23 protein-coding genes are annotated in these 21925 nt (G+C 48.8%); 11 read left to right on the forward strand and 12 right to left on the reverse strand.

The window, feature by feature from the left end:
- Positions 1 to 34: 34 nt before the first annotated feature.
- Genes D6029_RS08590 through rfaD form a run of 4 tightly spaced genes read right to left on the reverse strand, consistent with a single transcriptional unit; the run spans position 35 to position 4093 of the window.
- Entirely contained in the window at positions 35 to 1111 is a 1077-nt protein-coding gene (locus D6029_RS08590) for a glycosyltransferase family 9 protein (RefSeq protein ID WP_120064374.1), read from the reverse strand.
- A 6-nt stretch (positions 1112 to 1117) separates the two neighbouring features.
- On the reverse strand, positions 1118 to 2095 hold the full coding sequence (gene rfaC / locus D6029_RS08595; RefSeq protein WP_120064375.1) for a lipopolysaccharide heptosyltransferase RfaC: 978 nt from the start codon (positions 2093 to 2095) through the stop codon (positions 1118 to 1120).
- Positions 2095 to 3144 carry an ADP-heptose--LPS heptosyltransferase RfaF gene (gene rfaF / locus D6029_RS08600; RefSeq protein WP_120064376.1) on the reverse strand — a complete coding sequence of 350 codons (1050 nt, stop codon included), beginning with the start codon at positions 3142 to 3144 and terminating at the stop codon, positions 2095 to 2097. The genes rfaC and rfaF overlap by 1 nt, the downstream gene beginning before the upstream one ends.
- Before the next feature lie 16 nt (positions 3145 to 3160).
- Positions 3161 to 4093, reverse strand: coding sequence for an ADP-glyceromanno-heptose 6-epimerase (rfaD, locus tag D6029_RS08605; protein ID WP_120064377.1), 933 nt, complete (start codon positions 4091 to 4093; stop codon positions 3161 to 3163).
- A gap of 216 nt (positions 4094 to 4309) precedes the next feature.
- Between rfaD and kbl the strand changes: the two genes are divergently transcribed.
- Together kbl and tdh are read left to right on the forward strand one after the other, a co-directional pair.
- Entirely contained in the window at positions 4310 to 5506 is a 1197-nt protein-coding gene (kbl, locus tag D6029_RS08610; protein ID WP_120064378.1) for a glycine C-acetyltransferase, read from the forward strand.
- A gap of 10 nt (positions 5507 to 5516) precedes the next feature.
- Complete coding sequence (tdh, locus tag D6029_RS08615; protein WP_120064379.1) at positions 5517 to 6542, forward strand: L-threonine 3-dehydrogenase; 1026 nt, start codon at positions 5517 to 5519, stop codon at positions 6540 to 6542.
- A gap of 123 nt (positions 6543 to 6665) precedes the next feature.
- On the opposite strand, the gene D6029_RS08620 is transcribed toward tdh, so the two are convergent.
- Together D6029_RS08620 and D6029_RS08625 are read right to left on the reverse strand one after the other, a co-directional pair.
- Entirely contained in the window at positions 6666 to 7760 is a 1095-nt protein-coding gene (locus D6029_RS08620) for a glycosyltransferase family 9 protein (protein WP_244212391.1), read from the reverse strand.
- Positions 7761 to 7854: 94 nt separating this feature from the next.
- Positions 7855 to 8103: a hypothetical protein gene (locus tag D6029_RS08625; RefSeq protein WP_147365226.1), complete on the reverse strand. Its 249-nt coding sequence runs from the start codon at positions 8101 to 8103 to the stop codon at positions 7855 to 7857.
- A gap of 257 nt (positions 8104 to 8360) precedes the next feature.
- On the opposite strand from D6029_RS08625, the gene D6029_RS08630 reads away from it, so the two are divergent.
- The gene (locus D6029_RS08630) at positions 8361 to 9170 is read left to right on the forward strand and encodes a glycosyltransferase family 2 protein (RefSeq protein WP_120064381.1); all 810 of its coding nucleotides are present in this window, start codon (positions 8361 to 8363) and stop codon (positions 9168 to 9170) included.
- Here D6029_RS08630 and D6029_RS08635 read toward each other — a convergent pair.
- Genes D6029_RS08635 through gpmM form a run of 3 tightly spaced genes read right to left on the reverse strand, consistent with a single transcriptional unit; the run spans position 9161 to position 12946 of the window.
- Positions 9161 to 10078: a divergent polysaccharide deacetylase family protein gene (locus D6029_RS08635; RefSeq protein ID WP_120064382.1), complete on the reverse strand. Its 918-nt coding sequence runs from the start codon at positions 10076 to 10078 to the stop codon at positions 9161 to 9163. The genes D6029_RS08630 and D6029_RS08635 overlap by 10 nt on opposite strands.
- Before the next feature lie 48 nt (positions 10079 to 10126).
- Complete coding sequence (gene envC, locus D6029_RS08640; RefSeq protein ID WP_120064383.1) at positions 10127 to 11389, reverse strand: murein hydrolase activator EnvC; 1263 nt, start codon at positions 11387 to 11389, stop codon at positions 10127 to 10129.
- A 9-nt stretch (positions 11390 to 11398) separates the two neighbouring features.
- Positions 11399 to 12946 carry a 2,3-bisphosphoglycerate-independent phosphoglycerate mutase gene (gpmM, locus tag D6029_RS08645; protein WP_120064384.1) on the reverse strand — a complete coding sequence of 516 codons (1548 nt, stop codon included), beginning with the start codon at positions 12944 to 12946 and terminating at the stop codon, positions 11399 to 11401.
- Positions 12947 to 13191: 245 nt separating this feature from the next.
- Between gpmM and D6029_RS08650 the strand changes: the two genes are divergently transcribed.
- The 5 genes from D6029_RS08650 to cysE all read left to right on the forward strand — a co-directional run bounded on the left by D6029_RS08650 (position 13192) and on the right by cysE (position 16369).
- Positions 13192 to 13623 carry a rhodanese-like domain-containing protein gene (locus D6029_RS08650; protein ID WP_120064385.1) on the forward strand — a complete coding sequence of 144 codons (432 nt, stop codon included), beginning with the start codon at positions 13192 to 13194 and terminating at the stop codon, positions 13621 to 13623.
- A 24-nt stretch (positions 13624 to 13647) separates the two neighbouring features.
- Complete coding sequence (gene grxC / locus D6029_RS08655) at positions 13648 to 13899, forward strand: glutaredoxin 3 (protein WP_120064386.1); 252 nt, start codon at positions 13648 to 13650, stop codon at positions 13897 to 13899.
- Between the two features lie 60 nt (positions 13900 to 13959).
- Positions 13960 to 14433: a protein-export chaperone SecB gene (gene secB / locus D6029_RS08660; RefSeq protein ID WP_120064387.1), complete on the forward strand. Its 474-nt coding sequence runs from the start codon at positions 13960 to 13962 to the stop codon at positions 14431 to 14433.
- Positions 14433 to 15452, forward strand: a complete 1020-nt coding sequence (gene gpsA / locus D6029_RS08665) for an NAD(P)H-dependent glycerol-3-phosphate dehydrogenase (protein ID WP_120064388.1) — start codon at positions 14433 to 14435, stop codon at positions 15450 to 15452. The genes secB and gpsA overlap by 1 nt, the downstream gene beginning before the upstream one ends.
- A 95-nt stretch (positions 15453 to 15547) precedes the next feature.
- Positions 15548 to 16369, forward strand: a complete 822-nt coding sequence (gene cysE, locus D6029_RS08670; protein ID WP_034500031.1) for a serine O-acetyltransferase — start codon at positions 15548 to 15550, stop codon at positions 16367 to 16369.
- On the opposite strand, the gene trmL is transcribed toward cysE, so the two are convergent.
- From trmL to cpxR, 3 genes are all read right to left on the reverse strand, one after another.
- Positions 16366 to 16839 (reverse strand): tRNA (uridine(34)/cytosine(34)/5-carboxymethylaminomethyluridine(34)-2'-O)-methyltransferase TrmL, encoded by a 474-nt coding sequence (gene trmL, locus D6029_RS08675; RefSeq protein ID WP_120064389.1) that lies wholly within the window; start codon positions 16837 to 16839, stop codon positions 16366 to 16368. The genes cysE and trmL overlap by 4 nt on opposite strands.
- Before the next feature lie 89 nt (positions 16840 to 16928).
- The gene (gene cpxA / locus D6029_RS08680) at positions 16929 to 18299 is read right to left on the reverse strand and encodes an envelope stress sensor histidine kinase CpxA (RefSeq protein WP_120064390.1); all 1371 of its coding nucleotides are present in this window, start codon (positions 18297 to 18299) and stop codon (positions 16929 to 16931) included.
- Positions 18296 to 18994 (reverse strand): envelope stress response regulator transcription factor CpxR, encoded by a 699-nt coding sequence (gene cpxR / locus D6029_RS08685; protein ID WP_034461436.1) that lies wholly within the window; start codon positions 18992 to 18994, stop codon positions 18296 to 18298. Before cpxR ends, cpxA begins: the two co-directional genes overlap by 4 nt.
- A 150-nt stretch (positions 18995 to 19144) precedes the next feature.
- Between cpxR and cpxP the strand changes: the two genes are divergently transcribed.
- From cpxP to pfkA, 3 genes are all read left to right on the forward strand, one after another.
- On the forward strand, positions 19145 to 19657 hold the full coding sequence (gene cpxP, locus D6029_RS08690; protein WP_120064391.1) for a cell-envelope stress modulator CpxP: 513 nt from the start codon (positions 19145 to 19147) through the stop codon (positions 19655 to 19657).
- Positions 19658 to 19781: 124 nt separating this feature from the next.
- Entirely contained in the window at positions 19782 to 20684 is a 903-nt protein-coding gene (fieF, locus tag D6029_RS08695; RefSeq protein ID WP_120064392.1) for a CDF family cation-efflux transporter FieF, read from the forward strand.
- Positions 20685 to 20867: 183 nt separating this feature from the next.
- Positions 20868 to 21830, forward strand: coding sequence for a 6-phosphofructokinase (gene pfkA / locus D6029_RS08700; RefSeq protein WP_120064393.1), 963 nt, complete (start codon positions 20868 to 20870; stop codon positions 21828 to 21830).
- The last annotated feature ends 95 nt before the right edge of the window (positions 21831 to 21925 follow it).

Below are 21925 nucleotides of genomic sequence, written 5' to 3' on the forward strand. Positions count from 1 at the left end.
AATAGCAAAACCCGAAATGGATTTTTTATCAATCTCAGGAAGTTGTTAAATTGTTAACAATGAAATTAATTATTTCCCGAAGGTTCTCATTACTCAAAGCAAACAGCTCTTCTTTAGGTTTATCAAAGTAATATCTGGTTTCAAAAACAAAGGAGTTAGTATTGGCATCATCACCTATCAACAACACATTACCTAATGGACGCTGTTCTTTAACACAACATGGGCCATAGATCAGTATGACGGGTACGCCTACCGCATCGGCTATATAAACATTGCCTGAATCTGAAGCAATATAAAAATCCATTTTACTGATGGCATGTGGTAAATCTTCCAGCGATATTTGCCCAATCAAATTGACAAAATTGTTTCGCTCACCTGTCACTTTAAGTAAGTCATCGAGCCACACTTGTTCATTTTTAGAACCAAAAATATAGTAACAACAAGGCAGATCACTGAGTGACTCAAAAAGACGGTTCCAGGTGGCCGGTGGGATTGTCTTGGCTTTGTTTCCTGCAGAGATACTTAAGCCAATTTTTATTACGTTGGGTTGGTCTAAAATTGCTGGATATTCTGCGGGTATTCTTAGCGGCAGTGTTGCGTGTTTCGGCTGGTCTTTCCACGTCAGATTACGATCGGCAAGTTTCAGATAGTTATCAACGCTGAGAGTGTATTTACCATGCTCAACAACGCCATTAGCCATAAGATAAAACAAGGCTTGATACCAACGGCGAGTATAAGTCGATAAAAACTGCTTGTTTGCAGCATTGCAGGTTGAAGCAAAGAAAAGGTTGGTGCTGTTCGGTTGCAGCAGATACACATTCTCATAGCGATTCAACAATTTGAATGCTAAACGAAACTTTCGCCACAAACTCTTTTTGTGTTCTTCGATAAGGAAAAGGGTATCAATAGTTTCATCATGCTGAGCCAAAGGCCGAACAGTTTTGCTGATCAAGACATCGCTGTGCTTCAGATGGGCGAGTAAAGGCGTTACGTTAACGAAATCACCAATTTTCGCTGTCTGGATGACCAGGTTACGGCCCGTTTTTTTATAGAACAGTTTGCCGATCAGCTTGAAAGGTAGAAAGAGGATGAATAGGAATAGATAGCTCATTAATTGTTAGTCTACTGCTAAGTGGCTAATTTTCTGGAGTATGTTAAATGTTTCTGCAGCGGTAATGTTAGCCATGCTTTTTCCTGCGCCTCTAATTTCGTGCTGATTTTTACCGTAGCCACCAATCAACCCCGGATCGGTAGGACCATACAATGTTATGTTTGGCCGAGCGAGTGCAGCAGTTAAATGGCTTAAGCCCGTATCAACTGAGACGATAGCTTTGGCGCCTGCAAGTTCTCTGGCGACTTGTTCAAGTGTCAAACGCGGCAGCACTTCAACATTATCAAATCCTTCAGACAGGCGAATTGCCCGTTCGTGCTCATGATTTGCACCCCACGGGAGTTTAATACGTAAGCCTGTTTTATGCATTAATTGAATAAGATCTCGCCAGTGTGATTCCGGCCAGTGTTTTTCATCGCGAGTTGTCGCATGAAGGAAAACGACATACTCCTCTGCGCCTGATTCGCTGTTGGTAGGGAAATGGCCTGCAATGGCGTAATCTCCCTGCTTTTCAGGATTCTGATAATTAAGGCTTTTCGCGAATAGCTCTCGAGTCCGTTCTACCGCATGTTGCTGCTTCGCAATGTGATGGCGTTTATTATAAAAAAGGCTCGCCAGAGGCTCACGCGCGGAACTCCAGTCCATGCCATGCTTAATTCCCCGCGCTTTTCGCGTCACTAATGCAGCACTTTTGATCAGTCCCTGAGCATCAATAACCGCGTCATATTGCTCGACACGTAATGTCTTATAAAATGCTTCGCGTTCAGCTTTTACCGGAGCGGAGAACCAGTTTTTACGCCAGCGGCGAATCGCAACCGGAAGCACTTTATTCACAGCGGGATGCCAGGATGGGATTTGCGCGAAACCTTCTTCAACCACCCAATCAAAGCGGATGCCGGGAATGGCATGCATTGCATCCGTCAAGGCCGGCAGCGTATGCAGGACATCACCCATGGATGATGTTTTAACGATCAATACCCGCATTACGCATCCTTTTCAGCCTGTAACAACGCAGTGAGCTCTTCAATCACGCGCTCAGGCGTAATATCAATCAAGCTCTGATGATAACCTTCCGCAGCATCCCCTTTACGCACCTTGTGATAGCCAGTGATCAGGCGAATCACGCGCGCCTTATGTGACAATGGTGGCGTAAAGTCCGGGCTGCTTGGGCCATACAATGCAACCAATGGGCGGTTAAGTGCGGCGGCAACATGCATTAAACCGGAATCGTTAGTCACCACAGCCTGACAAGCAGCAAGCAAAATGACGGCTTGTTCAAGTTCAGTGTCTCCCGCCAGATTGCGGCAATAAGCCTGCTGTTGAGTGGTTAACGCAGCGACAATGTCATTCCCGGCTTCTTTGTCTTTTGCAGAGCCGAACAAAACAACCTGATAACCATCATCGATGAGTTTGCCGGCAAGTGTCGCGTAGTGATAATGCGGCCAGCGTTTTGCTGGGCCGAATTCAGCGCCTGGGCAGAAACCAATCATCGGGCGCTGTGCGTCCAGACTAAAGGCCTTACACGCCTGTACTTTTTCCCCATCGCTAACCTGTAGCTGTGGCCAAAGTAACGGTTGTGGAAGATCTTTTGCCGACTGCATACGCCCCTTGTCGTAAGCCAAAGCAATGTAGCGTTCGACCATTAAAGGCCAGGCTTGCTTATCCAGAACGCGAGCATCATTGAGCACGCCATAGCGCATTTCGCCGCGCCAGCCGGTGCGTTGTGGAATATTGGCAAAGAAAGGAACGAGTGCGGACTTAAACGAATTTGGCAGCACATAGGCCTGGTCGTAACGCTTTTCACGCAAGGCATGTCCAAGACGGCGGCGTTCGCTGATTTCAAGCGCACCATGTCCAAGCGGCATTGCCAGCGCTTCGTTAACTTCCGGCATACGTGATAATAATGGACGGCACCAGGCCGGTGCCATCACATCAATGATTGCCTGGGGATAGCGCGCCTTGAGCGTGCGATAGAGACTTTGCGACATCATCATGTCGCCCACCCATGACGGGCCAATCACCAGTATTTTCATGTGTCAGGCGACCTGCTTATGCGTCACGGTTCAGCCAGGCCATATATTCTGTCACGCCTTCGGCAACAGTTTTAAATGGCTTGTCGTAACCTGCGGCACGCAGCCTGGTCAAATCGGCCTGAGTAAATTCTTGATAGCGGCCTTTGAGTTTTTCCGGGAATGGAATGTACTCAATGCTGCCTTTTTTGTGGTACGCCAGCGCTGCATCGGCAATGGCCTGGAAAGATTCCGCACGACCCGTACCGCAGTTATAAATACCGGAAACGCCGTTTTGCCAGAACCACAAATTCACTGCGGCAACATCACCGACGTAGATGAAATCGCGTTTAAAGCTGTCGCTGCCTTCAAACAGTTTTGGATTCTCACCGTTGTTCAACTGCGTATTCAGATGGAATGCCACGCTCGCCATGCTGCCTTTGTGGCCTTCGCGCGGTCCATATACGTTGAAGTAACGGAAGCCCGTAATCTGGGAGTTTGCTTCTGGAAGGATTTGACGCACGTATTCGTCGAACAGGAATTTGGAGTAACCATAAACGTTTAGCGGCTGCTCATATTCACGCGATTCGATGAAGTCGCTGTTGCGACCGCCGTAGGTTGCCGCTGAAGAGGCATACAGGAATGGGATTTCGTGCTCCAGGCAGTAATGCAGAACTTCTTTGGAGTACTGATAGTTGTTATCCATCATGTATTTGCCGTCCCACTCGGTAGTGGAAGAGCACGCACCTTCGTGGAAGATGGCTTCGATATTGCCGAATTCTTCGTCGGCCATAATCTGGATTAAGAAGTCTTCTTTATCCATATAGTCGGCAATATTCAAATCGACGAGGTTGGCGAACTTGGTGCCATCCTTCAGGTTGTCTACCACCAGAATATCTGTATGGCCGAGATCATTCAGTGACTTAATGATGTTGCTGCCGATAAGGCCAGCACCGCCGGTGACAATAATCATGAGCGAAACCTTAAACAAAAGAGGGCCGTAAGGCACGATACCTCACGCGCTAATGGCTCTTATCATACCATCACATTCATTGACCCGCCTAATCAGAGGAAGTTTCTCAGCCTCGTGATTTATGCTGCAAAAATCAATTTCATTGAAGCGTCATCTCGTGTCCTGGTATAGGTTTGGGTAATATGTGCCGAAATTAGCCATGCCTGGAGAATCGCAATGCGCGGAGATTTTTACCAACAGTTAACAACCCAACTTGAAACCGCACGAGCGGAAGGGTTGTTTAAAGAAGAACGTATCATTACTTCTGCTCAACAAGCAGATATCACCGTTGCTGATGGCAGCCATGTCATTAACTTCTGCGCCAATAACTATCTCGGTCTCGCTAATCACCCGGAGCTTATCAATGCCGCAAAACAGGGCATGGATAAACACGGTTTTGGGATGGCTTCTGTGCGTTTCATTTGTGGAACCCAGGACAGCCACAAAGAGCTGGAAGGTAAACTGGCCAGTTTCCTCGGGATGGAAGATTCAATTCTTTATTCTTCTTGCTTCGACGCTAACGGCGGCCTGTTTGAAACGCTGCTTGGCCCGGAAGATGCCATTATTTCCGATGCGCTGAACCACGCATCTATTATTGATGGCGTGCGCCTGTGCAAAGCGAAGCGTTATCGCTACGCTAACAACGACATGCAAGAACTTGAAGCTCGCCTGAAAGAAGCGCGTGAAGCGGGTGCTCGCCACATCATGATCGCAACGGACGGTGTGTTCTCGATGGACGGCGTGATTGCGAACCTGAATGGTGTTTGTGATTTGGCTGATGAATATGACGCACTGGTCATGGTCGATGATTCCCATGCGGTAGGTTTCGTGGGTGAAAACGGTCGCGGTACGCATGAATACTGCAATGTGATGGATCGTGTCGACATTATCACCGGCACATTAGGTAAAGCGCTGGGTGGTGCTTCTGGTGGTTATACCGCTGGGCGTAAAGAAGTGATCGAGTGGCTACGTCAGCGTTCTCGCCCATATCTTTTCTCTAACTCTTTGGCTCCAGCTATTGTTTCTGCCTCCATCAAAGTTCTGGAAATGCTGGAAACAGGTGCTGAAATGCGCGACCGCCTGTGGGCCAACGCAAGCCTGTTCCGCGAGAAAATGTCCGCCGCTGGCTTTACTCTGGCCGGTGCTGATCATGCCATCATCCCGGTAATGTTGGGCGAAGCGACCGTGGCGCAGAACTTTGCTCGCGAATTGCAAAAAGAAGGTATTTACGTCACTGGATTCTTCTATCCGGTGGTTCCAAAAGGTCAGGCGCGCATCCGTACTCAGATGTCTGCGGCTCATTCGACTGAACAAATTGAACGTGCGATTGACGCGTTTACGCGTATCGGTAAACAGCTGGGCGTTATCGCCTAAGGGAGCGGCCATGAAAGCATTAGCGAAACTGAAAGCGGAAGAAGGCATCTGGATGACGGATGCACCCAAGCCGGAAATGGGTCATAACGATCTGCTGATCAAAATCCGTAAAACCGCGATTTGCGGCACCGACGTGCATATTTATAACTGGGATGAATGGTCACAAAAGACCATCCCGGTTCCAATGGTTGTTGGTCACGAATATGTCGGTGAAGTCGTCGGCATCGGCCAGGAAGTAAAAGGTTTCAAAATTGGCGATCGTGTTTCCGGTGAAGGCCATATTACCTGCGGCCATTGCCGAAACTGCCGCGCGGGTCGTACTCACTTATGCCGCAACACGACTGGCGTAGGCGTGAACCGCGAAGGCTGTTTTGCAGAATATCTGGTGCTGCCAGCCTTCAATGCTTTCAAAATCCCTGACAACATTTCTGACGATCTGGCGTCTATCTTCGACCCGTTCGGCAACGCTGTTCATACCGCGCTGTCTTTCGACCTGGTCGGTGAAGATGTTTTGGTTTCTGGTGCCGGCCCGATTGGCATTATGGCGGCGGCTGTGGCTAAACACGTCGGCGCACGTAACGTTGTTATCACCGATGTGAATGAATATCGACTTGAGCTGGCTCGTGAAATGGGTGTGACCCGCGCGGTTAACGTCAGTAAAGAAAACCTGACCGACGTGATGAAAGAGTTAGGCATGACCGAAGGGTTTGATGTCGGCCTGGAAATGTCCGGTGCTCCACCGGCGTTCCGTACCATGCTCGACACCATGAACCACGGTGGCCGTATAGCGATGCTGGGTATTCCACCTTCTGATATGTCCATCGACTGGACGAAAGTCATCTTTAAAGGCTTGTTCATCAAAGGGATTTATGGACGTGAGATGTTCGAGACCTGGTACAAAATGGCGGCATTGATTCAGTCCGGTTTGGATCTGTCACCGATTATCACGCACCGTTTTGGTATCGATGATTTCCAAAAAGGCTTTGATGCCATGCGTTCTGGTCAATCCGGTAAAGTGATTCTGAGCTGGGATTAATATGACAATCGGGGCCAAATTTCTGGCCCCGATTTAGCTTTGAAGTGCTCCACAGAGTGGGTGGCTGTCTAAAAAACATGCAGGTAAATATCTCATCTTTCGATGCGATATTACTTTTTGAGACTATGCACTTAGGGGCTCATCCAAATATGAGATAGCAGCCTCAGATATGGCATCAATATCGATAGCATACTTTCTCTTGTCAAAAATAATCTGTTTATGATTTTCTCCATGTGGAGAAAATATTATATTGCCTTTAAGCGTCTCATTGTGATCTAAAAACACTGTATAATATATCCCAATAAGTTTTGTTTGTAAGGCTGATGAAATATGCACTATTGCTGTATCAACGGAGATAGTAAGATCTGCTTTTTTAATCAGAGACACTGCGTGCCACAAAGAGTCAAAAAGACAGATAGAGACATTTTTATTATTAATTTTAATTTTCTGTATTTTCAATTTCTCCCCAATGATAAATATCTTAATGTTTGGGGTCTTTGAAAGGTTTTCCACTAACTTATCGAGTTGCTCTAGAGTCAAACTACGTTCATCAACACTAGCAAACGGATTGATAACAACAATTTTTTCTTCGCTATTGACCGGTCGTAAGTAATCATCGATAAAGCTATCATGCTCACTAAGTTCTGGAAGCATATATCTGAATTTATTTGCGTTAATACCTAATAGCTCTAAAATTTTCTTTTGAGGATCAGTGATATGAAAATCTTTTTGTAATGGGATGGTAATATTATAAGGCTTGGTAAGCCAGCCACCAAAACTAATTGCATATTTATAGTTTATTTTTGAAAGTAACAGAGTGTTAAATGTTTCCTTTCTTTTCATCCAGGAATAAATGCTAATAACAAGATCGGTGTTTATTTTCTCCAATGCTTGTATATTATTCATGTCTACAATATGTAGCTCATCGATGCAACTTAATTTCTCGAAGAAATGCCTTTTATTTTCTTCTGCAATGATTTGAATAGTATAACCAGCATCTTTTAACTTAGCCCAAATCCCTGTATGACAAACGGCATCACCAATGCCTAAATCAACAAAAGGGAAAAGGATTTTTTTAACATCCTTGGCATCCAATTGCTGATTCCTTTTATCTTCAATCTTTTTTGCGACAGAATAAAGCTTTACCCTTCTTTTCAGCTCATGTGTTTTATGATTTCTTTTTCTATTAAGTTTTCTAAGATAATTAATTACCTTCATAATGTTTCTGCTATCTCTGACGATAAAATTTAGAGACAGTATAAGCATTGTCTATCATGAATGCTATTCAGTCAGTATTCACGATTGGCTATTTTTACCCCAACCTTGCCACTGATGCTGCATCTATTTCAACAACTGGCATCGTCGGTTGCGTGTCATTGGGTCGAGAAGTACCAATCTGCGGTTCGTTGAGCAATCGAGGAGCCATTTCAATAGCACTGGGAATGGTCGTGCAGAGAGATTGCTTAACACCACGGTTAATCAGTACACTTTCTACGCCATGAGAGACGGCAGTGATTTTATCACCGATGCGGTTCACAACTCTTGTAATCGTCTGACTCATCACTGGCTCAATATGACATTGTTGAACAACCGCCACATCAAGAGGTCCCGCAGCCAGAAATACGTTTGAGCAGTTCCAACATGCCTCTGGTAGCGCCTCCCCAATCTTTGCCATTGTCCAGCAAGAGAAATTTATGCCGCTGTTGATGAGTCTTTTAGAAGGGATATTTATGTTATAAAGATTCGAATCTGGACTTCGAATCTATCTCGCCAATTATTATTGATTGATATAATTGGATTTTTGATGGCATAACAAGAATGTTTAAATTATCAGTTTGTTTGCTGACTTATAACTCTGCACGTCTGCTTCCTGATGTATTAGATCCATTAATAAAAATCGCAGATGAAATTATTATAATGGACTCGGGAAGTATCGATGACACAATTAATATTTCTCGTGGTTATGGTATTGAGCCAATATATCATCCATTTAAAACGCACAGTCAGCAGATGAATCATGCTACCAGTCTTGCGAGTTATGACTGGGTGTTGTGTATGGATAGCGATGAAATTCTTGATGAACAAACGACAGCGTTTATCCTTAAGCTAAAAGAGGGAGAAGAACCAAGGCGAGAGCAGGCGTGGCGTTTATCACGCTACTGGTTTGTGCTGGGAGAGCAAGTGCGAACAATCTACCCGATATCTTCACCGGATTTCCCTGTGCGTTTATATAACCGAAAACAGACAAAATTTAACGATCGCCCGGTAGACGATCAGGCTGTGGGATACAGTTATTCATCCGTAATTCCTGGATTTGTACGACATGATACTTTTTACAACATTCATGAAGTGTTCAATAAATTAAATAGCTACACAACCCGGCTGGTTTTAAATAAAAAAATCAAACCTTCATTGCTGAGAGGAGTGGTTAGTGCCATCGGCGCATTTTTCAAATGGTATTTATTTAGCGGTGCCTGGAGAAAAGGAAGGGTAGGGCTAGTCACCGGGTTGTATGCCACTTTTTATAGCTTTCTGAAATATTTCAAAGCATGGTATTGGCACGCTGAATCAAAGAGACAAGCGCGCAAAGAAAATACTTCCTCTGCGCGCTCCCAACATCAGGACTGATTAGTCGGCTTTGTATTTCCCCAGCCTTGCCACTGATGCTGCATGTATTTCAACAGCTGGCTTTGGCTGATGCTTTCACTTAACACCGTGAAGAACGTGGTTGCATAGACCGGCTGCAAAGGTTGTTTCGGCTTGCACAAATTCACCCCCTTGAATGGATTACGCGGCTGTTCAGCCGGTTTTCCAGGTATCGTCGGTTGGGTGTTATTAGGTCGAGAAGTATCAACCTGCGGCTCGTTGAGCAAACTGCTTGGGCGCACCAGAGTAATATCCGCAGGTAGGTTATAAACCATTTGCTGAAGCACGCGTACGGTTGCTGGATGTGGGTGGCCGATGGCAATCGCGGAGCCATTTCGGCGCGCCAAATCGACGGCACGATTAAACTGGAAGCGGATATCGGCTTCGTTTTGCGTATCGTCCAGGAAGACTTTGCGTTTGATAACCTTAACGTTAGTTCCCGCTGCCGCCCGCATTGACTGGCTGTTGCCAATCGTCATGCTGTCGAGGAAATAGAGGTTATATTGCCCCAGCGCCTGCATAACCTTTTGCATGCCAAACAGGCTCGATGTCATCGCGCTACCCATGTGGTTATTAAGTCCCACGGCATACGGGACGTCATTGACGGCTTCACGGATGATGCGTTCAATTTCACCGCTGCTCATATCCGGGCGCAGCGTGTCTTTTTCCAACGGCTGTTTACTTAAAGGTGCCATCGGCAAATGAATCAAGACTTCATGGCCGGCATTATGCGCTTTAGTGGCCATTTCACGGGCGTGAGGGGCGTTGGGTAAAACTGCTACGGAAATGTTTGCTGGCAGGGCGATAACTTTGTTTTCTTGCGCAGGGCGATAACCGAAGTCATCTATCACTATTGCCAGTTTTCCGGCGTAAACGGGAGTTGTCAGCATGAGTGTGCTGACGAAAGAAAAAAACACACGACGGATTTGAAGCAAAACTTATCTTCCCAACCACGGTTGTGGATTGACGGCCTGGCCCTGGCGACGGATTTCAAAATAGAGTGACGGGCGGCCCTGACCACCACTGTTGCCTACCAGTGCAATCGCCTGGCCGGCGCGAACTTGTGTACCCACATTAACTAAAGCGCTTTGGTTGTAACCGTACAAACTCATATCGCCCTTGCCGTGTTCCACCACGACGACAAGACCGTAACCTTGTAACCAGTCGGCAAGAATGACGCGTCCATCAGCAATGGCCTTAACTTCAGTGCCTTCACCGGCGGCGATAACAATCCCCTTCCAACGTAGCTCACCTTGCAACTGTTCGCCATAGCGATGCAGGATTGACCCGCGCACTGGCCAGAATGCTTGCCCGCGTGGCGCGCCGAGGCCACCCGTGCGTGAAATCAATGAGCGTTCACTTTCGGTTGGTTTGTAGGTGCTGCCTTTACTGGACGCTTCTTTTTGGCGATTGCGAACCTGTTCAGCTTCGCGAGCTTCTTTTTCTGCGCGAGCCTTAGCTGCGGCTTCCGCACGGGCAATTTGCCCCTGCAAGCGCGACTGGTTCTGGCGCATTTCGCCCAGCTTTTGCTGATCCTGCTGCAAAGAAGACTCGAGAGTGGAAAGCGTTTTTTTACGTTCATTACGCGCACTTTCAAGCTTGGTTTGTTGAGCTTGCTGTTCGTAGAGCAGCGTCTGTTGTTCGGTTTGCTTAGACTCCAGACTGGCTTTTTGCTCGTCAACTTCCGCTTTGGTTTGCTTCAGGTTTTCGATGGTTTCCTGACGCGCCGCGTTCAGATAACCAAAATAGGCCTGCAAACGTTGCCCACGCTGGCTTTCTTCACCGCTTAAAATCAGCTGAATACCGGTGTGTTGGCCTTGACGAAATGATGCATCGAGTTGTGCGGCCAGATTGCGTTCCTGCGAGGCCTGCTGTTTTTGCAGTTTCGCGAGGGAAGCATTCATGGTGTCGATTTGGCGGTTGAGGTCGGCAAGCGTGTTTTGCGTATCGCGCAGCTTGCGGCTGGCTTCGGCAATCGCTTTTTCCTGCGCCTGGAGTTGCGCTAGTAGGGTTGATCGTTGTTGCTGTTGCTGACGTACCGCACGTTCTTTATTGGCAATATCCTGTTGGATAGATTTCAAATCAGCGCGATCGTCGGCATGACCGATCATGGGGCATAGCAATACGCCAGCGCTTAACACGCTGGCGTAAATCATCGGCCTGACGGCCCATGTTATTGAAAAAATCGCCTTTCCCCTCATGGGGAGGGATTATTCCACGATGAACAGCGGCTTGCCAGTCATCTCTTGAGGGATTTCCATACCCATCAGGTTCAACATAGTTGGAGCGATATCAGAAAGCTTGCCGCCTTCAACCGCTTTCACGCTACGTTCACCGACGTAAATCAATGGTACTGGCAGGCTGGTGTGCGCGGTGTGCGCCTGGCCAGTTGCCGGGTCAGCCATCTGCTCTGCGTTACCGTGGTCAGCGGTGATCAGCAATTGCCCACCCACGCTTTCAACTGCGGAAACAACCTGAGCAATACACTGGTCCAGCGCTTCGATTGCTGCAATCGCCGCTTCGTAAACACCGGTATGACCGACCATATCGCCATTTGGATAGTTACAAATGATGGTGTCGTACTTGCCGCTATTGATCGCTGCCAGCAGTTTTTCGGTCAATTCTGCGGAGCTCATTTCCGGTTGCATGTCATAAGTCGCAACTTTCGGTGAGTTAATCAGAATGCGGTCTTCGCCCGCAAACGGCTCTTCAACACCGCCGTTGTAGAAGAAAGTGACGTGAGCATATTTTTCAGTTTCGGAGATGCGCAACTGAGTTTTATCGTGCTTCGCCATCCACTCACCAAAGGTGTTGGTCAGTGAAGCGGGTGGGTAAGCACAAGCGGCTTTGATGTCTGCTGCGTATTCGGTCAGCATCACGAAATCGCCGAAGTTAACCACTTTCTTACGAGCGAAACCATCGAAGTCAGCGTTAACGAAAGTGCGAGTGATTTGGCGTGCACGGTCAGCGCGGAAGTTCATGAAGATCAGCGCATCGCCGTCGTTCATTGCTGCATCTGCTTCGCCTTCTGCGCGAATCACGGTTGGTTTAACGAACTCATCGTTCTCGTCGCGAGCGTAAGCCGCTTCCAGACCTGCAACAGCCGTTTCTGCCTGGAATTCACCTTTTGCTTGAGTCAGCAGGTCATAAGCCAGTTCAACGCGATCCCAGCGGTTATCGCGGTCCATAGCGTAGTAACGGCCAATCAGGGAGGCAACGCGGCCTTTGCCCAGCGCGGCGAATTTGTCTGCGAATTTCTTCAGTGAAGATTCTGCGCTGCGTGGCGGAGTATCACGGCCATCGAGGAAGGCGTGCAGGTAGATGGCTTCTGCGCCACGTTCTGCGGCCAGTTCAATCATCGCCAGAATATGTTCTTCGTGGCTGTGAACGCCACCGGCTGATGCCAGACCCATGATGTGAACGGCTTTACCAGCGGCAACGGCTTTATCTACAGCCGCAGTCAGCGTTGGGTTTGCAAAGAAAGTACGTTCTTTAATTTCAACATCCAGGCGAGTCAGATCCTGGTAAACAATGCGGCCTGCGCCGAGGTTTACGTGGCCAACTTCGGAGTTACCCATTTGGCCGTCTGGCAGACCGACTTCCAGACCGGATGCGTTGATCAAAGTGTGTGGACGCTGGGCCCACAGGCTATCCATAACCGGGGTTTTAGCATTCAGAATAGCGTTATCCTGCTGCTCTTCGCGGTGACCATAGCCATCCAGAATCACCAGAACCATAGGTTTTTTAGTAACTGACATTGCGACAACCTCTAAGTCAAAGACAAAATTTGCGTAATTTTACTACAGGCCACGGGGTAAATAGCCGCAGAAGATCAAAGAAAGAGGCTGGATTGTGATCGGTTTTACGTCGTTAAGGTAATTTTTTTCGTAACAGGCCGCAGAATCCACATTACCTGGCGCAGACTGGCTGTATTTGCCACAACGCAAATGTATACTCCTCACCTGGTTTTTTCATATTACTTAGTCGGGAGTTACACCCCTCCATGCAAGAAATTATGCAATTCATTAGTCGTCATCCCATACTTAGTCTGGCGTGGGTTGGCTTACTGGCCGCCGTACTTTTCATGACCTTTAAAGGTTTGACCTCTAAAGTTAAGGTCATCACCCGTGGTGAAGCCACACGCCTAATCAACAAAGAAGATGCCGTTATCGTAGACGTGCGTTCGCGTGATGATTTCCGCAAGGGTCATATTGCTAACTCATTGAATGTTTTGCCTGCTGATATTAAAAGTGGCAACTTCGGTGAGCTGGAAAAACACAAAGCACAGCCGGTTATCGTGGTTTGTGGCAATGGTATTTCTTCTCAAGAATCAGCAGCGCTGCTGATCAAAGCTGGTTTCGAGCAAGTGACTTTGCTGAAAGAAGGAATTGCTGGCTGGAGCGGGGAAAACCTGCCACTGGTTCGCGGTAAATAATTCAGACGCACACTGGGGAAGACCATGGCGAATAATGAAATCTACACTAAAGCAACCTGTCCGTTTTGCCATCGTGCAAAAGACCTGCTGAAAAGCAAAGGTGTCACGTTTCAGGAATTAGCGATTGATGGCGATGCCGTCAAGCGTGAAGAGATGATTAAACGCAGTGGTCGCACCACAGTGCCGCAGATTTTTATTGACGCACAGCACATTGGTGGTTGCGATGACTTGTATGCACTTGATGCTCGTGGTGGACTCGATTCCCTACTGCGCTAGTGCAGTTCCTTTGTCGCATACTGCCGTTTAAGGACGTATTAATTTTTTAAGGGTTTAACAATGTCAGAACAAAACAACACAGAAATGGCTTTCCAGATTCAGCGTGTCTATACCAAAGATATCTCTTTTGAAGCACCAAACGCGCCGCACGTCTTCCAGAAAGACTGGCAGCCAGAAGTTAAACTGGATCTTGATACTGCTTCAAGCCAACTGGCAGACGACGTTTATGAAGTGGTGTTGCGTGTAACTGTGACCGCAACACTGGGCGAAGACACTGCATTCCTGTGTGAAGTTCAGCAGGCGGGTATCTTCTCCATCGGTGGGATCGAAGGTCCGCAGATGGCACATTGCCTGGGTGCTTACTGCCCGAACATTCTGTTCCCTTATGCACGCGAAGCAATCACTAGCCTGGTTTCTCGTGGTACTTTCCCGCAGCTGAACCTTGCACCGGTTAACTTCGATGCGCTGTTCATGAGCTATCTGCAGCAGCAAACTGGCGAAGGCGAAGGTACTGAAAACCATCAGGATGCCTGATGAACAGCCTTAATGCTTCAATGACTGTGATCGGTGCCGGCTCGTACGGCACCGCTCTTGCCATCACCCTGGCACGGAATGGCCACCACGTTGTACTGTGGGGCCATGACCCTAAACACCTTGCTGTATTACAGGCCGATCGCTGTAATGCCGCATTTCTTCCTGACGTTCCGTTTCCAGATACTCTCCACCTGGAAAGCGATTTAGCGAAAGCATTGGCTGCCAGTCGCAATATTCTGGTTGTTGTGCCGAGCCACGTTTTCGGTGAAGTGCTGCGTCAAATCAAGCCGCTGATGCGCAAAGATGCTCGAATCGTCTGGGCGACAAAAGGTCTGGAAGCTGAAACCGGGCGTCTGTTGCAAGACGTTGCGCGTGAAGCATTAGGCGACGAAATCCCATTAGCGGTGATTTCCGGCCCAACCTTTGCCAAAGAGCTGGCTGCGGGTTTGCCTACGGCAATCGCACTGGCGGCAACGGACGAAACCTTCGCTCAAGATCTCCAGCAATTGCTGCACTGCGGCAAAAGCTTCCGTGTCTACAGCAACCCGGATTTCATTGGCGTGCAGTTAGGCGGCGCGGTGAAAAACGTGATTGCGATTGGCGCGGGGATGTCCGACGGGATTGGCTTTGGTGCCAACGCTCGAACGGCGTTGATCACTCGTGGCCTTGCGGAAATGACACGTCTTGGTAGTGCTTTAGGTGCCGACCCGGAAACCTTTATGGGAATGGCTGGCCTGGGTGACCTGGTGCTGACATGTACCGATAACCAATCACGTAACCGTCGTTTCGGCATGGCGCTGGGGCAGGGTGCGGACGTAGATTCGGCGCAGCAGAAAATCGGCCAGGTGGTTGAAGGTTATCGCAACACCAAAGAAGTTCGGGAGTTGGCGGCGCGTGTAGGCGTCGAAATGCCAATAACCGAGGAAATTTATCAGGTATTGTATTGCGGAAAAAACGCTCGCGAGGCAGCATTGACGTTGCTGGGTCGAACGCGCAAGGATGAACGGAACTCAGGCTAAAAAAATAGCTACGACTTGATGGAACAACACAACCGCAATAACTGAAGCGTTCCGGTGCTTTGTGCCGGGCGCTGTTTTTCTGTCTGGAGAGAGCAATGTCGTCTGAAGAACTGGATCTGGTGTGGAACAACATTAAAGCCGAAGCGCGAGCGCTTGCCGATTGTGAACCGATGTTGGCCAGTTTTTATCACGCAACTCTCCTCAAGCATGAAAATTTAGGCAGTGCGCTGAGCTACATGCTCGCCAACAAGCTCGCCTCCCCGATTATGCCCGCCATTGCGATTCGTGAAGTTGTCGAAGAAGCCTATGCGGCAGAACCTCAAATGATTGCCTCCGCTGCCTGTGACATTCAGGCCGTGCGCACCCGTGACCCGGCAGTCGATAAATATTCAACGCCGCTGTTATATCTGAAAGGTTTTCATGCGTTGCAGTCCTACCGCATCGGCCATTGGCTGTGGAAGGAAGGCCGCCGCGCGTTGGCGATATTCCTGCAAAATCAGGTGTCAGTGTCATTTCAGGTGGATATCCACCCAGCCGCGAAAATTGGCTGTGGGATCATGCTCGATCACGCCACCGGCATTGTGATCGGTGAAACGGCAATCGTCGAAAACGACGTGTCGATTTTACAGTCAGTCACGTTGGGCGGTACGGGTAAAACCAGCGGTGACCGCCATCCGAAAATTCGTGAAGGCGTGATGATTGGTGCCGGGGCGAAAATCCTCGGCAATATTGAGATAGGGCGCGGGGCGAAAATTGGCGCAGGATCTGTCGTGTTACAACCCGTGCCGCCTCATACCACGGCGGCTGGCGTTCCTGCGCGAATTGTTGGCAAGCCTGAAAGCGATATGCCTGCCATCGATATGGATCAGCACTTCAACGGAGCCAACAACGGCTTCGAGTACGGCGACGGAATCTAGCTTCTCAGAACGGCGCCGGGATAACCCAACTGGCGCCACGCTTCATAAACTACCACCGATACCGCGTTCGATAAATTCATGCTGCGACTGTCTGGCATCATCGGAATACGGATTTTCTGCTCGGCAGGTAAAGCATCCAGAATCGTTGCCGGTAGGCCGCGAGTTTCCGGGCCAAACACCAAATAATCCCCATCCTGATAACTCACTGCGCTATGTGCAGGCGTGCCTTTAGTGGTTAAAGCAAACAGGCGTTGCGGGTTTTCAGCTTCCAGAAATGCGTCGTAGTCTTTATGGCGGTTTACGGCGGCGAATTCGTGGTAATCCAGCCCGGCGCGGCGCAGGCGTTTATCATCCCAGCCAAAGCCAGTCGGCTCAATGATATGCAACCGGAAACCGGTGTTGGCGCACAAGCGAATGATATTCCCGGTATTCGGTGGGATTTCAGGTTCAAACAACACGATATTCAGCATACGGCCCCCATAAGACAAGGCGCGCAGAATATCAATTTATTGCCGGAAGGAAAACAGGCCCCGAAGGGCCTGTTCTTTAAGATGAAACATTAACGATGATAGAGCGGCAGCCAAAGCACCAACCGCAGCCCGCCTAATGGACTGTCGTCAGCTTTCACCCAACCGCGATGCTGCTGAACGGCCGTTTCCACAATCGCTAATCCCAAACCCGTACCGCCAGATTCGCGATCGCGCGCTTCGTCTGTGCGATAGAACGGACGGAATATTTGTTCACGATCTTCCGGGCTGACGCCTGGGCCATCATCATCCACCGTGACAGTAATCCCTTGATTATCAACGGAGAAGTTAACAGCGATTTTGGTATGTGAGTACCGTAATGCGTTGCGGACGATGTTCTCTAACGCGCTTTCCAGCGCGTTAGGGTTACCGTACATCAACCACGGGCCAGGCGGATAAGTTACTTCCAGCGATTTGCCCATCTGCTCGGCTTCAAAGGCGGCGTTATCCAGCACTTCGGACCAGATTTGATTGGCTTTCATCGTCTCGCTCGCCAGCGCGTTTTTCTGCTGGTTACGGGACATCACTAACAAGTCGTTGATCATGCCATCAAGACGCTGAGCTTCTGTTTCGATGCGCTCCAGCTCCTTGCTTTCACCCGTTTTGCGGCGCAACAAAGCTGTGCCTAATTGCAAACGGGTTAACGGGGTACGCAGTTCATGGGAAATATCAGACAACAACCTTTGTTGGCTTGTCATCATCCTTTCCAGCGCGGTAATCATCTGGTTAAAACTGGCTCCGGCGGCGAGAAATTCTTGCGGCCCGGATTCAAGTTCAGGATGTTGACGCAAATTCCCCCGAGCCACTTCATCCGCCGCGTTTTTCAACTTACGTGCCGGTTTCGCCAGGCTCCACGCCAGCCATAACAGCAGCGGCGAACTGACCAACATCGTGACAATGAGTAACAGTAAAGGTCTATCAAACAGCAGGTTAATAAAATCAGATTGGGAATTACTTGCAGGGCGGATCAGATAGAGCTGGTAATTATCTTCGCCATCACGAACCGAAAACGGCCCCACTAATTCTACGCGGCCATACTTTTTCTTTTGCGGATGATCGGAGTTATCGGACTGGCCGATAAAGTTACGAATGATCTGCATTTCATTGCGCTGGGCGCCAATCACTCGCCCTTCGCTGGTCACGAGTAACAAACGCTGCCCCGGCGGTGCCCATTTATCAATGGCCCGGAACAAGCGACGCCACCACATCAGGTCGTTCGGTGGATCGTTTTCAAGTTCCGCTTCGACATGCTGTTCAATCATGATGCCTTGACGTTGCTCATTCTCCATCAACTCGGTCATTTGACGCGAATCCAGTTTCGGCAGCATCAGCACTAGCATCAGCACTAACGCCAGCGTCAACCAGAAGATGGCAAAAATACGCGCGGTAAGGCTACTTATCATGAAGCAGACACCATCAGGTAGCCGCGGCCACGTAATGTTTTAAACCACGGATGACCGTCTTTGCGATCCGGCAATTTACGACGCAAATTGGAAATATGCATGTCGATTGCGCGGTCGAAAGGTGTCAGGCGTTTACCCAGAACTTCCTGGCTTAAATGTTCGCGTGAAACCACCTGTCCCAAATGCTGGGCCAGCAAATAAAGCAATGTAAATTCAGTACCGGTTAAATCCAGCGCTTGCCCGTCAAAGCTTGCTTCCTGGCGACCAGGATTCAGACTTAAACCGTCAACTTCCACGGTTGGCGAGCCACTGTCGCTGTTTTGTTGCTGTTCGCTCCAATGTGAACGACGTAAAATAGCGCGTATACGGGCCACCAGTTCACGATCGTTAAACGGTTTAGGCAGATAGTCATCTGCACCCAGTTCGAGGCCGAGAACGCGATCCAGCTCACTTCCTCGAGCCGTCAGCATAATGACTGGAGTCTGGTGTGACTGGCGCAACTCTTTCAAAGTATCAATGCCATTTTTCTTTGGCATCATCACGTCGAGCAATAAAAGGTCAATGGTGTCATCAAGAAGCTCCAACGCTTGTTCGCCATCGTGGGCAACAATTACGTTAAAACCTTCCATGTCGAGCAGTTCCTTTAACAGGGAAGTAAGCTCTCGGTCATCATCAACTAGCAGAATTTTATTCATTGTTAAATTACCTCCGAGGCAGAAATTACGTCATCAAGGCGCGCTAATCTATGACTTTACGTTGTTTTACACCCCCTGACGCTAGTTTGCAGCGGGAATCGTAGACTGAATCTCGTTGAATCGCAGCACAGATGATTTCAGGAGCAAGTGATGCGCAATGTTACCGCTGCCGTCATGGCCTCTACATTGACTCTGATTACCCTGGCAAGTCATGCCAGAGAGTTACCGGCTAGCGATAACTGGTACCAGGGCGGTGAAGGCTCGGTGAAGCGAAATAACCTTCAGAGCCATATGTTCGAAGGCATAAACCTGACCGAACAACAGCGCCAACAAATGCGCGATCTAATGCAACGGGCACGGCATGATAGCCCACCCGTGAATGTAAGCGAAATGGAGACCATGCATAATCTGGTCACCGCAGAGAATTTTGACGAAACGGCAGTGCGTGCCCAGGCTGAAAAAATGGCACAAGAACAAGTGGCTCGCCAGGTTGAAATGGCGAAAGTACGCAATCAAATGTACCGCTTGTTAAGTCCTGAACAGCAGGCCGTTTTGAATGACAAACACCAACAGCGCATGAATCAATTTCGTGAACTGGCGGATCTGCAACAGATGTCTTCGTTGCAGGCACTGAGTAGTAGCAGTAAGCGTAGTAACCAGTAACAAACCCTGTTTTCCTTGCCATAGACACCATCCCTGTCTTCCCCGCCTTAACAGGCGGGTTTTTTTTGCCTGAAGGTTCGGATGAATCCGCTATACTAGCCAGCAATCATTCGCTGGAGCCCCTATGAATCAACAATATGGGAAGCTGGTCAGCCGCGCTGCAATTGCCGCGACGGTGATGGCATCGTTGTTACTTTTGATCAAGATTTTCGCCTGGTGGTATACCGGTTCGGTCAGTATTCTGGCGGCATTGGTTGATTCGCTGGTGGACATCGCCGCGTCTCTAACTAACCTTTTGGTTGTGCGCTATTCGCTGCAACCAGCGGATGAAGAACACACTTTTGGGCACGGCAAAGCGGAATCGCTGGCAGCACTCGCACAAAGTATGTTTATTTCTGGTTCTGCACTGTTCCTGTTTTTGACCGGGATTCAGCACTTAGCGGATCCAGCGCAGATGAAACAGCCATTGATCGGCGTTATTGTTACGGTTATTGCATTATTCAGCACGCTTATACTTGTGACGTTCCAACGCTGGGTCGTGCGCAAGACGCAAAGTCAGGCTGTTCGGGCAGATATGCTTCATTATCAGTCTGATGTTATGATGAACGGAGCCATTCTGGTTGCATTAGCGCTGTCCTGGTATGGCTGGCACCGTGCTGATTCGATATTTGCATTGGGGATCGGCGTCTATATTTTATATAACGCGCTGCGGATGGGTTATGAAGCAGTGCAGTCACTGTTAGATCGTGCTTTGCCCGATGAAGAACGCCAGGCAATCATTGATATCATCAATAATTGGCCCGGAGTCAAAGGCGCGCATGATCTACGCACGCGGCAGTCAGGGCCGACCCGCTTTATTCAAGTTCATATCGAAATGGAAGACAATTTGCCGCTCGTTCAGGCGCATGTTATTGCCGAACAAGTGGAACAGGCTCTCTTGCGTCGTTTTCCTGGGTCAGATGTGATTATTCACCAGGACCCCTGCTCGGTCGTTCCGACGCAGCAGCAAGGCCATTTTGAGCTCTAATTTTTCGTTGTAAAGTCGGGCGTTTCTGGAATTTTTTGGATAAAATACCGGCATATGGCCTGACCTGAATCAATTCAGCAAGAAGCGGTTGTTATACTATTTGTAGCAGAGTCGACGCCTCGGCATGCCGCAGGCCGTTTCCGGCAACAGTATTAATTTGCATTCAAAAGTTCAGAGGTAGTCATGATCAAAAAAATTGGTGTGTTGACGAGTGGCGGTGATGCGCCGGGTATGAACGCCGCGATTCGTGGTGTGGTGCGCGCAGCATTGTCGGAAGGTCTGGAAGTCGTAGGTGTTTATGATGGCTATCTCGGCTTGTACGAAGATCGCATGGTGAATCTGGACCGTTATAGCGTGTCCGATATGATTAACCGCGGCGGTACATTCCTGGGTTCCGCTCGTTTCCCGGAGTTTCGTGATGAAAAAATCCGTGAAGTGGCTATCGAGAATCTGAAAAAACGCGGTATTGATGCGCTGGTTGTTATCGGCGGCGATGGTTCCTACATGGGTGCTATGCGTCTGACCGAAATGGGCTTCCCATGCATCGGCCTGCCAGGCACCATTGATAACGACATCAAAGGTACTGATTACACCATCGGTTTCTTCACCGCACTGGAAACAGTCGTAGAAGCCATCGACCGTCTGCGTGACACCTCTTCTTCCCACCAGCGTATTTCTATCGTGGAAGTGATGGGCCGTTACTGTGGCGATCTGACCTTAGCTGCGTCAATTGCGGGTGGCTGTGAGTTTGTTGTCCTGCCAGAAGTTGAGTTCAATCGTGAAGACCTGGTTGAAGAAATCAAAGCGGGTATCGCTAAAGGTAAAAAGCACGCAATCGTGGCGATTACCGAGCACATCTGTGACATCGACGAGCTGGCGCAATATATCGAAACAGAAACCAAGCGCGAAACTCGTGCGACCGTTCTGGGCCACATTCAGCGCGGTGGTTCACCAGTTGCTTACGACCGTATTTTGGCTTCCCGCATGGGCGCTTACTCCATCGAACTGTTGCTGCAAGGCCACGGCGGTCGTTGCGTAGGCATTCAGAATGAGAAACTGGTTCACCATGACATCATCGACGCTATCGAAAATATGAAGCGTCCGTTCAAAGGTGACTGGCTGGATTGCGCCAAGAAACTGTACTAATTCACTTATCGTGAAATTGAAAGCCGGGGAAACCCGGCTTTTTGCTGCCTGATATATGCTCAATAGTTATAGCCAATCTTTTTTTATTCTTTAAT

Source organism: Buttiauxella izardii, assembly GCF_003601925.1.
GTDB classification, from domain to species: domain Bacteria; phylum Pseudomonadota; class Gammaproteobacteria; order Enterobacterales; family Enterobacteriaceae; genus Buttiauxella; species Buttiauxella izardii.

What these genes read in the sequence shown, in the direction of transcription:
- D6029_RS08625 (WP_147365226.1), bottom strand. Translation starts at nt 8,103, where the DNA reads ATGAGTCAGACGATTACAAGAGTTGTGAACCGCATCGGTGATAAAATC.
- D6029_RS08650 (WP_120064385.1), top strand. Translation starts at nt 13,192, where the DNA reads ATGCAAGAAATTATGCAATTCATTAGTCGTCATCCCATACTTAGTCTG.
- trmL (WP_120064389.1), bottom strand. Translation starts at nt 16,839, where the DNA reads ATGCTGAATATCGTGTTGTTTGAACCTGAAATCCCACCGAATACCGGG.
- envC (WP_120064383.1), bottom strand. Translation starts at nt 11,389, where the DNA reads ATGAGGGGAAAGGCGATTTTTTCAATAACATGGGCCGTCAGGCCGATG.
- secB (WP_120064387.1), top strand. Translation starts at nt 13,960, where the DNA reads ATGTCAGAACAAAACAACACAGAAATGGCTTTCCAGATTCAGCGTGTC.
- D6029_RS08630 (WP_120064381.1), top strand. Translation starts at nt 8,361, where the DNA reads ATGTTTAAATTATCAGTTTGTTTGCTGACTTATAACTCTGCACGTCTG.
- tdh (WP_120064379.1), top strand. Translation starts at nt 5,517, where the DNA reads ATGAAAGCATTAGCGAAACTGAAAGCGGAAGAAGGCATCTGGATGACG.
- gpsA (WP_120064388.1), top strand. Translation starts at nt 14,433, where the DNA reads ATGAACAGCCTTAATGCTTCAATGACTGTGATCGGTGCCGGCTCGTAC.
- cpxR (WP_034461436.1), bottom strand. Translation starts at nt 18,994, where the DNA reads ATGAATAAAATTCTGCTAGTTGATGATGACCGAGAGCTTACTTCCCTG.
- grxC (WP_120064386.1), top strand. Translation starts at nt 13,648, where the DNA reads ATGGCGAATAATGAAATCTACACTAAAGCAACCTGTCCGTTTTGCCAT.
- cpxP (WP_120064391.1), top strand. Translation starts at nt 19,145, where the DNA reads ATGCGCAATGTTACCGCTGCCGTCATGGCCTCTACATTGACTCTGATT.
- D6029_RS08590 (WP_120064374.1), bottom strand. Translation starts at nt 1,111, where the DNA reads ATGAGCTATCTATTCCTATTCATCCTCTTTCTACCTTTCAAGCTGATC.
- gpmM (WP_120064384.1), bottom strand. Translation starts at nt 12,946, where the DNA reads ATGTCAGTTACTAAAAAACCTATGGTTCTGGTGATTCTGGATGGCTAT.
- cysE (WP_034500031.1), top strand. Translation starts at nt 15,548, where the DNA reads ATGTCGTCTGAAGAACTGGATCTGGTGTGGAACAACATTAAAGCCGAA.
- D6029_RS08620 (WP_244212391.1), bottom strand. Translation starts at nt 7,760, where the DNA reads ATGAAGGTAATTAATTATCTTAGAAAACTTAATAGAAAAAGAAATCAT.
- fieF (WP_120064392.1), top strand. Translation starts at nt 19,782, where the DNA reads ATGAATCAACAATATGGGAAGCTGGTCAGCCGCGCTGCAATTGCCGCG.
- cpxA (WP_120064390.1), bottom strand. Translation starts at nt 18,299, where the DNA reads ATGATAAGTAGCCTTACCGCGCGTATTTTTGCCATCTTCTGGTTGACG.
- rfaD (WP_120064377.1), bottom strand. Translation starts at nt 4,093, where the DNA reads ATGATTATTGTCACCGGCGGTGCTGGCCTTATCGGCAGCAACATCATT.
- D6029_RS08635 (WP_120064382.1), bottom strand. Translation starts at nt 10,078, where the DNA reads ATGCTGACAACTCCCGTTTACGCCGGAAAACTGGCAATAGTGATAGAT.
- kbl (WP_120064378.1), top strand. Translation starts at nt 4,310, where the DNA reads ATGCGCGGAGATTTTTACCAACAGTTAACAACCCAACTTGAAACCGCA.
- pfkA (WP_120064393.1), top strand. Translation starts at nt 20,868, where the DNA reads ATGATCAAAAAAATTGGTGTGTTGACGAGTGGCGGTGATGCGCCGGGT.
- rfaC (WP_120064375.1), bottom strand. Translation starts at nt 2,095, where the DNA reads ATGCGGGTATTGATCGTTAAAACATCATCCATGGGTGATGTCCTGCAT.
- rfaF (WP_120064376.1), bottom strand. Translation starts at nt 3,144, where the DNA reads ATGAAAATACTGGTGATTGGCCCGTCATGGGTGGGCGACATGATGATG.